Below are 11,846 nucleotides of genomic sequence, written 5' to 3' on the forward strand. Positions count from 1 at the left end.
GGTGGGGGCATAACGCCCCTCCCCTTACCCCACCGCCCCGAACCCGCCGCCGCCCGGCGTCTCAACCACCAGGGCGTCGCCCGGCCGCATCGCCGTGCTGTCCTGGGACGCCAGTTCCTGCACGCTGCCGTCGCTGCGCTGGACCCAGGTCCGGCCGACCGCACCGTCGGCACCGCCCTTCAGGCCGAAGGGAGCGATCTTGCGGTGGTTGGCGAGGATGGCCGCCGTCATCGGCTCCAGGAAGCGCAGGCGGCGGATCACGCCATCGCCGCCGCGCCAGCGCCCTGCCCCGCCGGAGCCGCGGCGGATGCGGAAGCTCTCCACCAGCACCGGGAAGCGCCATTCCAGCACCTCCGGATCGGTCAGGCGCGAGTTGGTCATGTGGGTCTGCACCGCGTCGGTGCCGTCGAAGCCGTTGCCGGCGCCGGAGCCGCCGCAGACCGTCTCGTAATACTGGTGCCACTCGTTGCCGAATGTGGTGTTGTTCATCGTCCCCTGGGCCGATGCCATCACCCCCAGCGCGCCGAACAGCGCGTCGACGATGCACTGGCTGGTCTCCACATTGCCGGCAACCACCGCGGCCGGCGGGTTGGGCGACAGCATGGAGCCGGGCGGGATGACGATCTCGATGGGGCGCAGGCAGCCCTCGTTCATCGGGATCTCGTCGTCCACCAGACAGCGGAAGACATAGAGCACCGCCGCCCGACAGACCGCCGAGGGAGCGTTGAAGTTGTTGGTCAGCTGCGTGCTGGTTCCGGAGAAATCGACGATCGCCGAGCGCGCGGCATGGTCGATCGACACCCGCAGCTTGATGACCGCGCCATTGTCGAGCGTGACCGCGAAATCGCCATCGCTCAGAACGCCGATGGCGCGGCGGACCTGCTCCTCCGCATTGTCCTGGACGTGGCGCATATAGGCGATAACGGTGGACAGGCCGTGCAGGCGGACGACGCGGTGCAGTTCGCGGGTGCCCTGCTCGTTGGCCGCGACCTGCGCCTTCAGATCGCCGATGTTCTGCGCCGGATTGCGCGCCGGATGCGGGCCGGAGCGCAGAAGCTCCAGCATGGCCTCCTCGCGGAACTGGCCGTTCTCCACCAGCGGCACGCAATCCAGCAGAACGCCTTCGTCGGCTATGGTCTTGCTGTCCGGCGGCATGGAGCCGGGGGTGATGCCGCCGACGTCGGCGTGATGGCCGCGCGAGGCAACGAAGAACAGCAGGTCCTTGCCGGCCTCGTCGAACACTGGGGAGACGACGGTGATGTCCGGCAGATGGGTGCCGCCATGGTAGGGGTCGTTCAGCGCGAAGCTCTCGCCGGCGGTAAAGTTGCCGCCGCGCCGTTCGATAACGGCCCGGACGCTCTCGCCCATCGATCCCAGATGGACCGGCATGTGCGGGGCGTTGGCGATCAGCCCACCATCGCGGTCGAACAGGGCGCAGGAGAAGTCCAGCCGCTCCTTGATGTTCACCGAGCGGGCGGTCTTCTCCAGCGTCACGCCCATCCGCTCGGCGATCGACATGAACAGGTTGTTGAAGACCTCCAACGTCACCGGATCGACCTTCGCCCCGCCCTTGACGCCAGCGGCCTGACGCTGGGTCGCCGGTTCCAGCCGGGTCAGCACCAGATGGTTCTTGCGCGTGACCTCCGCCATCCAGCCGGGCTCGACCACGGTGGTGGAGACGGCTTCGGCCAGGATTGCCGGGCCGACGACGCGGTTGCCGGGCTGAAGCTGGCGGCGGTCGTAGAGCGGAGCCTCGCGGCGCTGGCCGCCGATATGCATAGCAACGGTGGCGAGACGGCGCGGCAGCACCGCGGTGGTGGCGGGGAGTTCCGGATCCTCCAGCACGTCGGTCAGGCCGACGGCTTCCAGCGTCACCGACTCAACCTCCAGCGCGGTGCCGGGGGTGAGGAAGCCGTAGCGGCGGCGGTGCGCCTCCTCGAAGGACTTGGTCATCGCCACTTTCGAGCCGAAAGCGACGGTCAGCGTGGTGTCGGAGCCGGCGGCCTTCAGGTGGACGCGGCGGTTGATCGCCTGCCGGTCGGCGGCGACGCCCTGGCGGGTCAGCTCCGCCCGCCCCTCGGTCTCCAGGTCGGTGAACAGCATGGTCAGCCGGTCGACCACGGCGTCGCTCAGCGGCCCTTCGACCGCGCGCTCGCGGATGGCGACGGTGTCGGCCAGACCGATGCCATAGGCGGACAGAACGCCGGCCTGCGGGTGCAGGAAGACCCGCGTCATGCCCAGAGCGTCGGCGACGGCGCAGACATGCTGACCCGCCGCCCCGCCGAAGCCGTTCAACGTGTAGCCGGTGACGTCATAACCGCGCTCCACCGAGATCTTTTTGATGGCGTTGGCCATGTTGTCGACGGCGATGCGCAGGAAGCCTTCGGCGACCTCCTGCGGCGTCATCGTCGTGCCGAGCTTGGCATTGACGGTGGTGGCCAGTTCGGTGAAGCGGGCCTTCACCACCTCGGCATCCAGCGGCTGGTCGCCGTTCGGGCCGAAGACATGCGGGAAGAAGCGCGGCTGGATCTTGCCGACCATCACGTTGCAGTCGGTGACGGTCAACGGCCCGCCGCGGCGGTAGCAGGCCGGGCCGGGATTGGCGCCCGCGCTGTCCGGCCCCACACGGAAGCGGGTGCCGTCGAAGACGCAGAGCGAACCTCCGCCGGCCGCCACGGTGTGGATGTGCATCATCGGCGCGCGCACCCGCACGCCGGCCACGACGGCATCGAAGGCGCGCTCATACTCGCCGGCATAATGCGACACATCGGTGGAGGTGCCGCCCATGTCGAAGCCGATGACCCGGTCGAAGCCGGCCATCCCGGCGGTGCGCACCGCACCCACCACGCCGCCGGCCGGACCCGAGAGGATGGCGTCCTTGCCCTGGAAGCGGCGGGCGTCGGTCAGGCCGCCGTTGGACTGCATGAACATCAGCGGCACCGGCATGCCGTCGACGCTGAGATCGTTGGCGACCCGGTCGACATAGCGGCGCAGCACGGGGGAGAGATAGGCATCGGCCACCGTGGTGTCGCCGCGGCCGACCAGCTTCATCAGCGGGCTGACCAGATGGCTGACCGAGACCTGGGTGAAGCCGACCGCGCGGGCCAGCGACGCGACCTGCCGTTCATGCTCCGGATAGCGGTAGCCGTGCATCAGCGCGATGGCGGCGGCGCGGAAGCCCTGGCGGTAGGCCTCCTCCAGCCCGCGGCGGACGGCGTGCAGGTCGACCGGCTTCAGCACCCGGCCGTCGGCCATCACCCGCTCCGGGACCTCCACCACATGGGAATAGAGCTGGTCGGGCAGATGGATGTGGCGCGCGAAGATCTTCGGCCGGGCCTGATGGCCGATGCGCAGCTGGTCGCCCAGCCCTTCGGTGATCAACAGGACGGTCGGCTCGCCCTTGCGTTCCAGCAGGGCGTTGGTGGCGACGGTGGTGCCCATCTTCACCACCTCCACCGTGTCCGGTGGGATCGGCTGGCCCGGCTTCAGGCCCAGCAGGTCGCGGATGCCCTGGACGGCGGCGTCGGCATAGCGCTCCGGATTTTCCGACAGCAGCTTGTGGGTCACGACCGACCCGTCCGGCCGGCGGCCGACGATGTCGGTGAAGGTGCCGCCGCGATCCACCCAGAACTGCCACCGGGCCGGCCTGGTCTCCGCCCCTCCGGCCACCGCCGCGTTCTCCGTCTCACCCATCGTCGCACCCGCCGAATTCCGTGCGCGGCAACCGCACCGCGCGTGGGCCGGAGTTTCGCGATCCGGCAGCGAATTTCAACCGCTTGAGTGGCCCATCTCCATCAGGAGGTTGGGAAGCGGCGGAAAGAACACAGGATCACCGATGAAGGACCCTGCCGCTCAGGCGGCCAGTCGCTCCGGCGACGGGGTGGGCAGGCGGCCAAGGATGGCGTTGCCGGACAGGATGCTGTTGAAGGCGCCGGTGCCATCCTCCAGCGCTTCCAGGGCGAGGGAGAACTGGTTGGGCGGCGGCAACTCGAAGCGCGAGGTGATCTCGCCGCTGTCCAGCGCCAGCCGGCCACCGAAGCGGCGGGCCAGCGCACGCATGCGGACATTCTGCGACAGGCACATCATGTGGACATGGCGGATGCCGCGGTTGCGGGCGACGGTCAGGATGCGGCGGACCAACGTGCTGCCGACCCCCTTGCCCTGCAGCACCGATTCGACGCTGACGCCGAACTCCGCCTGTTGCGGCCAGAGGATGCGGTCGCCGCACAGTTCGACAGCGCCGCGCAGCACGCCATCCTCGAACGCGCCGAGAATGACCGTCCGGCCCCAGTCGATGGCCGCGCAATGCCGCTCCACCGCCTCGTCCGACAGGGTGCCGGTAAAGCGGGCATAGCGGTCCGACCGGTCAAGGCGGAGAAGATGCGCCCGGTACTGGGGCAGTTCGGTCGGCAGGATCTTGCGGATGATAGGCATGGCTCTGCTCACGGTTCTCGAAAATCCGAAAACGCATTCGCGCAGAACGTTTTTCCCCAGGCTCCGGCGCCGCCACCGGCGGACACCGCTTTTGTCACTGCCGGCGCTCTCTGCGGCGCCCTTTGTTGCATTGCAACATGGCGTGGCCGATGGGAATCGCAAGCGCTTATTAGAACTTCGCGATGCGAACAATGCTGGCCTGTTGCCCGTGCGCCACAGTTGGCCCGCCCGGTTCCGGCCGCTATGCTGCCCCCGGTTGGGGAGCCTGCGGACATAAGGGCGTAGCATGAGCATTTGGGGCAAGATCCTGGGCGGCGCGGCCGGCCTGTTCACCGGCGGGCCGATTGGTGCCCTGCTGGGCGGTCTGGCTGGGCATGCGGTCGACCTGTGGTCGCCCTGCGGCCCGGACGACCAGCAGCGCCGGGGCATGAGCGACGCCGATGCCGAAGCGGCCAAGCAGACCGTCGCCTTCACCATCGGCGTGATCGCGCTGGCCGCCAAGATGGCGCGGGCCGACGGCGTGGTGAAGCGGGTGGAGGTCGACACCTTCAAGCGGCTGTTCCGCGTCCCGCCGGAGGAGTTGGGCAATGTCGGCCGCGTCTTCGACCTCGCCCGCCGCGACACCCGCGGGTTCGAGGAATATGCCCGCCAGATCGCCAAGCTGTTCGAGGACAAGCACGCGGTGCTGGAGGAGTTGCTCGACAGCCTGCTGATGATCGCCGAAGCCGACGATGAGCTGCACGAGACGGAAGTGGAGTATCTGCGCGCGGTCGCCGTGATCTTCGGCTTTGACGAGGCCGACTTCCGCCGCATCGTCGCCGGTCACCATCTGGCCGGTACCCCGATGGAGACCGACCCCTACGCCGTGCTGGGCGTGTCGCGCCATGCGGATGACGACGCGGTGAAAACCGCCCACCGGGCGCTGGTGCGCGAACACCACCCGGACCGGCTGATCGCCCAGGGCATGCCGCAGGAGTTCATCGACCTCGCCACCCAGAAACTCGCGCTGATCAATGCCGCCTACGACCGCATTCGCCGACAACGGGAGGGAGCCGCGGCCCTGTCCTGACATGTCGCGATTCGTCACAGCTTTTGATGATCTGAAATTGCTTTGTCATAGGCTTTATCTCGTTTCCTGACATATCGTTCCCGGTGGGGCGGGCGATCGGTTGCCCGCGCGCTTTGGGGGCGACATGACGATGCGACGCACGATCATCCGGACGATCTTCGCTGCGGTTTTGGGAACGACGATGGCGGCGGGCGGCGCCGCGCAGGCGCAGATGCCGACGGCAGCCGCCGACACGACAGTGGTGCTGGGACAGCCGCTGACACTGAACCTGGGGGCGCCGCCGGCCGGCACCGATTGCGCCACACAGGCCACGACGCTGAACGCGCAAGCCCTGGTCCTGGTCGCCAACGGCCAGACCATCCCCGGCGCCCGCGCCAGCTTCGGCTGCTCGGCCAAGGGCGAGCTGGTGGGCACAGCCTCCACCTCCATCTCCGGCAACGGCGACGACGCGGCCCAGCGGCGGGCGGCGTGGCAGACCGCCTTCAGCGGCTTCTTCAACCTCGCCGGCGCCAAGACCCTGCCGGTCGCCTTCGGCCCGGCCACCGGCGGCATCGCCACCGCACCGAAGATGGTCTCCATCCAGGGCGCCAGCGACCGTGACCTGGGGCTGGCCGCGATCTGGTTCGCGCTGGTGGCGGCGCTGTTCCTGTTCGCCTTCTTCCGCCATTTCGGCCGCACCGACGCCATCACGCCGATCGCCGGCGTGCCGATGCCGGCCAACTACCGGGCGCCCTACAGCCTCGCCCGCTTCCAACTCCTGTGGTGGAGCGGGATCGTCACCGCCTCCTACGTCGCCATCCTGACCATCACCGGGTCGATGGACACCATCACCACCGGCACCATGGCGCTGATGGGGATCGTCGGCGGCACCTCCGTCCTGGCCGCCTTCCAGGATCGCCGGCCGAGTGACGACGACACCCGGCGCCACCAGCATGCCGCCGCCTACCTCGCCGCCGCCGCGGCCACCCCGCCCGACCAGACGGCGATGGCCGCCAGCCTGGCCGAGGTCTATCCACCGTCCCAAGGGTTGCTGCCCGACCTGCTGAGCGACGCCGCCGGCTACAACATCCACCGCCTGCAGCTTCTGGCCTGGACCGGCGTGCTCGGCATCACCTTCCTCTACGAGGTCACCCGCACGCTGGGCATGCCGGAGCTGTCGGCCAACCTGCTGGCCCTGACCGGCATCAGCAACGGCACCTATTTCGGCTTCAAGATGCAGGAACAGCAGGTGCCGACGCCGACCGGGACCGCGTAACCGGCCGGCAATCGCAGGGGACGCAACCCGCCCAACCGTTTTTCCGGGTCGCGGCGGAGGGGGATGGCACGCTATAACCCATCCCCTCCCCTCGATTTTCCGGCGCACGAACGGTCCATGGCTCCTCCCGCACCCATCACGGCGCTCCAGGGCGTCACCGTCACCTTCGGCGGCCGGCCGCTGTTCGACGGCATCGACCTGTCCATCGGCCGCGGCGACCGCGCCTGTCTGGTCGGGCGCAACGGGTCGGGCAAGTCGACGCTGATGAAGGTGCTGGCCGGGATGATCCACCCCGATGGCGGCACCGTCTTCGTGCAGCCGGGCGCCCGCCTCGCCTACCTGCCGCAGGAGCCGGACTTCACCGGCTGCGCCACCGTCCACGACTATGTCGTGCAGGGCCTGCCCGCCGACGAGCAGGACGAGGCGCACCGCGTCGATGCGGTGCTCGACCGCTTGCAGGTGGACGGCAATCGCGATCCCCGCACCCTGTCGGGCGGCGAATCGCGCCGGACGGCGCTGGCCCGCACGCTGGTCGGCAATCCGGACGTCATGCTGCTGGACGAGCCGACCAACCACCTCGACCTCCCCACCATCGAGTGGCTGGAGGAGGAGTTGCTGGCCTTCCGCGGCGGGCTGCTGCTGATCAGCCACGACCGCGCCTTCCTGAACCGGCTGGCCAAGCGGACGCTGTGGCTCGACCGCGGCACGGTGCGCGCCACCGACCGCGGCTTCGCCGAGTTCGAGACCTGGCAGGCCGAGGTGTTCGAGGCGGAGGAGGCCGCGGCCCACAAGCTGGACCGCAAGATCGAAAGCGAGATGAAGTGGCTGCGCGAGGGCATCTCCGCCCGGCGCACCCGCAATATGGGGCGTGTCCGCAACCTGCTGGACCTGCGCGCCGGGCGCGCGGAGCAGATCAAGGGCGGCCAGCAGGCCAAGCTCGCCATCGCGGAAGCCGAGCGCGGCGGCCGGCTGGTGATCGAGGCGACCGGCATCTCCAAGGGCTTCGACACGCCCGAGGGCCGCAAGACCATCGTGAAGAACTTCTCCACCCGCATCCTGCGCGGCGACCGGGTGGGGCTGATCGGGCCGAACGGCGCCGGCAAATCGACCCTGCTGAAGATGCTGACCGGCCAGCTCGAGCCCGACGAGGGCACGGTGAAGCTGGGCACCAGCCTCGACACCGCCTATTTCGACCAGCGACGCGAGGGGCTGGACCCGGAGGACACCATCCGCAAGGTGCTGTGTCCCTTCGGCGGCGACGCGGTGATGGTCAACGGCGTGTCGCGTCATGTCGCCGGCTATATCAAGGACTTCCTGTTCGACACCCGGCAGCTGGACAGCCCGGTCAAGGCGTTGTCCGGCGGCGAGCGCAACCGGCTGCTGCTGGCCCGGCTGTTCGCCAAGCCCAGCAACATGATGATCCTCGACGAGCCGACCAACGACCTCGACATGGACACGCTGGACCTGCTGGAGGACGTGCTGGGCGACTATCAGGGTACGCTGCTGCTGGTCAGCCACGACCGTGACTTCCTCGACCGGCTGGTGACTGCCACCATCGCGCTGGAGGGCGACGGCACCGCCACCGAATATGCCGGCGGCTATTCCGACTATCTGGTGCAGCGCCCGGCCAAGGCGGCGCCCGCCGCTGCCGCCAAGCCCAAGCCGGCGGCCGTGGCCCCGGCCGCAGCAGCCAAGCCGCGCGGCAAGCTGAGCTACAAGGATCAGCGCGAACTGGACGAACTGCCCGCCCGCATGGACGGGCTGGGCACCGAGATCGCCAAGCTGGAGAAGGCGCTGACCGACCCTGACCTGTTCAGCCGCGACCCCGCCAAGTTCCAGAAGACCAGCGAACAACTGCACGCCAAGCAGGCGGCGCTCGCCGCCGCGGAGGAGCGCTGGCTGGAGTTGGAGGCGATGCGCGAGGAACTGGAAGGTGGGCGGGCATGACATTCGCCCACACGCTCCAGGCGCTGGTGGTGATGGCGCTTTGGGGGCTGAACTTCGTCGTGGCGAAATGGGCGCTGGCCGAATTTCCGCCGCTGTTCGTGATGTTCCTGCGCTTCGCCCTGGTGGCGGTGCTGATCATCCCCTTCTTCCGCGTGCCGCGTGACAAGCTGTGGAAGATCGCACTCCTGTCGGTGACGCTCGGAAGCATCCATTTCCCGATGATGTTCACCGGGCTGCAGGGGATCGACGCCGCCACCGCCTCGCTGGCGGCGCAGGCGCAGGTGCCCTTCTCCTCCCTGCTGGCCGCGCTGGTGTTCAAGGACAAGCTGGGCTGGCGCCGCGGCATCGGCATGGCCGCCGCCTTCGCCGGCGTGGCGGTAATCGCGGGCGAGCCGCGGCTGGGCGAATCGCTCTATTCGCTGCTGCTGATCCTGGCGGCAAGCTTCGCCTTCGCGGTGGCGAGCGTGCAGATGAAGCTGATCGGGTCGGTGAACGGCTTCGCCGTCAATGGCTGGATGGCGCTGTTCGCCATGCCGCAGCTTCTCGGCCTGTCGCTGCTGCTGGAGCATGGGCAGATGGAGGCGTTGGCCAACTCCACCTGGGTCGGCTGGGCGTCGATCGTCTACATGGCGGTCGCGGTCACCATCGTCGCCTATGGGCTGTGGTATCCGCTGCTCGGGCGCTATGAGGTGAACCAGACCATGCCCTATCTGCTGACGGTGCCGGTTTTCGGCGTCGCTAGCGGCGCGTTCCTGATGGGGGATCCGCTGACGGTGAACCTCGCCATCGGCGGTTTGCTGACCATCGGCGGAGTCGCGGTGATCGTCCGGCGCGGGCCGAAGGCGGTCAACCAGACGGTCACCAATCCAACCTGATCCGGTCCGACCTGATAAGATGCCGACATGAGCGCCTTCCGCCGGATCGACCGCCCCTCCCCCAACCACGGCCCGCGGGCCGATGGTTCGCGAGTGGAACTGCTGATCCTGCACTATACCGGCATGCCCACCGCCGCCCATGCGCTGGAGCGGCTGTGCGACCCGGCGGCCCAGGTCAGCGCCCATTACACGGTGGACGAGGACGGCACCATCTACACCCACGTTCCGGAGGACCGGCGCGCCTGGCATGCCGGCCGGTCGGGCTGGCGCGGCGCCGGGGACGTCAACAGCCGCTCCATCGGCGTCGAGATCGTCAATCCGGGCCACGAGTTCGGCTATCGCCCCTTTCCGCCGGCGCAGATGGCGGCGGTGGCCGAGCTATGCCAGGGCATCGTGAAGCGCCACGGGATCGCCCCCGCCGACGTGCTGGGCCACAGCGACGTGGCGCCCGCCCGCAAGGAGGATCCGGGCGAGCTGTTCGACTGGCCGGGCCTCGCCACCCAGGGAATCGGGATTTGGCCCACGCCGTCCCAGGCCGACGACGGCCCCTTCACCGATGCGGAGGTCGCCGCCCTGCTGGGACGCTATGGGTACGACCCGGCCGAACCGCGGGCTCTGCTGGCCTTCCAGCGCCATTTCCATCCCGAATGCCTGACCGGCGTCCCCGATCCCGAATCGGTGCGGCGCCTGCGCGCGCTGCTGCGGCTGACCGGACGGTGATGGCGTCTCGCCGAAGCGGGGCCGATCCCTTATATTAGGCACTCCGACCCAGTTGAGCGGGAGAGCGGCATGTCGTCCCTGGCGTACAAACGGATGAGCCTCGACGAGTTCCTGTCGTGGGACGATGGAACGCAGACCCGCTACGAACTGATCGACGGCGTGCCGGTGGCGATGGCGCCCAGCTATGGCGCCCACCAGATCGTTGCCGGGAACATCGCCCTGGAGATCGGCAGCGTTCTGCGCAAGCGCCCGCCCTGCCATGTCCGGTCCGAGGCCGGCATCCTAAAGCCCAACAGCTTCCGCAATTTCTTCCAGGCGGACCTTGCGGTCACCTGCACGCCACACCGGCACGGGCAGTACCACACGCCCGACCCGCTGGTGATCGTGGAGATCCTGTCGCGTTCAACCGAGGACCACGACCGCAGGGTGAAGCTGCCGGTCTACCGCTCCATCCCGTCGGTTCAGGAAATCCTGCTGGTGCAGAGCGAGTTCCTGTTCGTCGAGGTGCATCGCCGGTTGGACGGCAGCCGCTGGCAATGCGACCTGCTGGTGGAATCCGACGACGTGCTGCGGCTGGACAGCGTCGGCGTCGAGGTGCCGGTATCCGCGCTCTACGCCAATGTGGAATTGGGTCCGGAACCGTCGGACGTCGAACAGGCTCCCTGATCGAGCTTCCCTGATCCCCGGCTGCCATTTGGGATTTGCCCCCACGGCCGCTTCCCTATATGAACGACCGCGCCAGATGGCCGGATGGCCGCCTTCGGTTTCGACCGGGGGAGGAAAGTCCGGGCTCCACGGAAACACGGTGCCGGCTAACGGCCGGCGGGGGCGACCCTAGGGAAAGTGCCACAGAAAGCAAACCGCCGGCGTTTCGACGCAGGTAAGGGTGAAAGGGTGCGGTAAGAGCGCACCGCGGACCCGGCAACGGGGACGGCACGGTAAACCCCACCGGGAGCAAGACCGAATAGGAGCGGCCCGACCACCGTCCCCGCAACGGGATGGGCGTGGGTCAAGCGCGTTTCCGCGCCGCCGCTCGGGTTGGTCGCGCGAGGCGTCCGGGCAACCGGCGTCCCAGACGAATGGCCATCGCCTGCCCTTCGGGGCGGGATACAGAACCCGGCTTACAGGCCATCTGGCGCTTTTCCCCTACCCTTTGCCCAGTTCATCCCAATCCGGAGACCCCGGTTGGGCGCATGATCCCATGGCGCCCCATGGTGGCACCCGTTTGCCCCCGCCCCGCCCGATCGGATGGGACGGCATGGGCGACGGCATGGGCGGCTGTCCGCGTCATCCACAGGGCGGACGCCCCTTCTCCCCACGCTTCCCCCGCAGCTCTCCGGGCTTTTCCGCGGCCATCCCCAGGATGTGCACGGTCCCATCCACATTTTCCCCAGACTAATCCACAGCCGGTGGATAACTGTGGGGCGAATTCCCATGCCGTCCCATGCCGGACCTGCCTTTCCCACCCAAGGTCCTATGCCGTCCGAGGGGGTCGATTCGGCCGCATGACAAACCATGGACCGATCACATTTTCTTAAAACTTTGG

Annotated in this window: 8 protein-coding genes and 1 other RNA gene; 7 read left to right on the top strand and 2 right to left on the bottom strand. The window is 68.6% G+C overall.

Features of this window, described 5'->3' with window-relative positions; genetic code table 11:
- Positions 1–24: 24 nt before the first annotated feature.
- Both TSH20_RS06350 and TSH20_RS06355 read right to left on the bottom strand, forming a co-directional pair.
- Positions 25–3,693 carry a hydantoinase B/oxoprolinase family protein gene (locus TSH20_RS06350; protein ID WP_109073928.1) on the bottom strand — a complete coding sequence of 1,223 codons (3,669 nt, stop codon included), beginning with the start codon at positions 3,691–3,693 and terminating at the stop codon, positions 25–27.
- Between the two features lie 159 nt (positions 3,694–3,852).
- A complete protein-coding gene (locus TSH20_RS06355) occupies positions 3,853–4,434 on the bottom strand; it encodes a GNAT family N-acetyltransferase (protein ID WP_109073929.1) in 582 nt (193 codons plus the stop codon).
- A 286-nt stretch (positions 4,435–4,720) separates the two neighbouring features.
- Between TSH20_RS06355 and TSH20_RS06360 the strand changes: the two genes are divergently transcribed.
- The 7 genes from TSH20_RS06360 to rnpB all read left to right on the top strand — a co-directional run bounded on the left by TSH20_RS06360 (position 4,721) and on the right by rnpB (position 11,440).
- Entirely contained in the window at positions 4,721–5,503 is a 783-nt protein-coding gene (locus TSH20_RS06360; protein WP_109073930.1) for a TerB family tellurite resistance protein, read from the top strand.
- A 124-nt stretch (positions 5,504–5,627) separates the two neighbouring features.
- The gene (locus TSH20_RS06365) at positions 5,628–6,758 is read left to right on the top strand and encodes a hypothetical protein (RefSeq protein ID WP_109073931.1); all 1,131 of its coding nucleotides are present in this window, start codon (positions 5,628–5,630) and stop codon (positions 6,756–6,758) included.
- Between the two features lie 117 nt (positions 6,759–6,875).
- The gene (locus TSH20_RS06370; protein ID WP_109073932.1) at positions 6,876–8,705 is read left to right on the top strand and encodes an ATP-binding cassette domain-containing protein; all 1,830 of its coding nucleotides are present in this window, start codon (positions 6,876–6,878) and stop codon (positions 8,703–8,705) included.
- The gene (locus tag TSH20_RS06375; RefSeq protein WP_109073933.1) at positions 8,702–9,580 is read left to right on the top strand and encodes an EamA family transporter; all 879 of its coding nucleotides are present in this window, start codon (positions 8,702–8,704) and stop codon (positions 9,578–9,580) included. Before TSH20_RS06370 ends, TSH20_RS06375 begins: the two co-directional genes overlap by 4 nt.
- Positions 9,581–9,607: 27 nt before the next feature.
- Positions 9,608–10,300: an N-acetylmuramoyl-L-alanine amidase gene (locus TSH20_RS06380; RefSeq protein WP_109073934.1), complete on the top strand. Its 693-nt coding sequence runs from the start codon at positions 9,608–9,610 to the stop codon at positions 10,298–10,300.
- A 69-nt stretch (positions 10,301–10,369) separates the two neighbouring features.
- Complete coding sequence (locus TSH20_RS06385) at positions 10,370–10,966, top strand: Uma2 family endonuclease (protein ID WP_109073935.1); 597 nt, start codon at positions 10,370–10,372, stop codon at positions 10,964–10,966.
- A 72-nt stretch (positions 10,967–11,038) separates the two neighbouring features.
- An RNA gene (gene rnpB / locus TSH20_RS06390) (RNase P RNA component class A) lies at positions 11,039–11,440 on the top strand.
- Positions 11,441–11,846: the final 406 nt, after the last annotated feature.

It is taken from the genome of Azospirillum sp. TSH20 (assembly GCF_003115935.1).
GTDB lineage: Bacteria > Pseudomonadota > Alphaproteobacteria > Azospirillales > Azospirillaceae > Azospirillum.

Coding starts and splice junctions, on each gene's coding strand:
- TSH20_RS06350 (WP_109073928.1), bottom strand. CDS start 3,693: ATGGGTGAGACGGAGAACGCGGCGGTGGCCGGAGGGGCGGAGACCAGG.
- TSH20_RS06355 (WP_109073929.1), bottom strand. CDS start 4,434: ATGCCTATCATCCGCAAGATCCTGCCGACCGAACTGCCCCAGTACCGG.
- TSH20_RS06360 (WP_109073930.1), top strand. CDS start 4,721: ATGAGCATTTGGGGCAAGATCCTGGGCGGCGCGGCCGGCCTGTTCACC.
- TSH20_RS06365 (WP_109073931.1), top strand. CDS start 5,628: ATGACGATGCGACGCACGATCATCCGGACGATCTTCGCTGCGGTTTTG.
- TSH20_RS06370 (WP_109073932.1), top strand. CDS start 6,876: ATGGCTCCTCCCGCACCCATCACGGCGCTCCAGGGCGTCACCGTCACC.
- TSH20_RS06375 (WP_109073933.1), top strand. CDS start 8,702: ATGACATTCGCCCACACGCTCCAGGCGCTGGTGGTGATGGCGCTTTGG.
- TSH20_RS06380 (WP_109073934.1), top strand. CDS start 9,608: ATGAGCGCCTTCCGCCGGATCGACCGCCCCTCCCCCAACCACGGCCCG.
- TSH20_RS06385 (WP_109073935.1), top strand. CDS start 10,370: ATGTCGTCCCTGGCGTACAAACGGATGAGCCTCGACGAGTTCCTGTCG.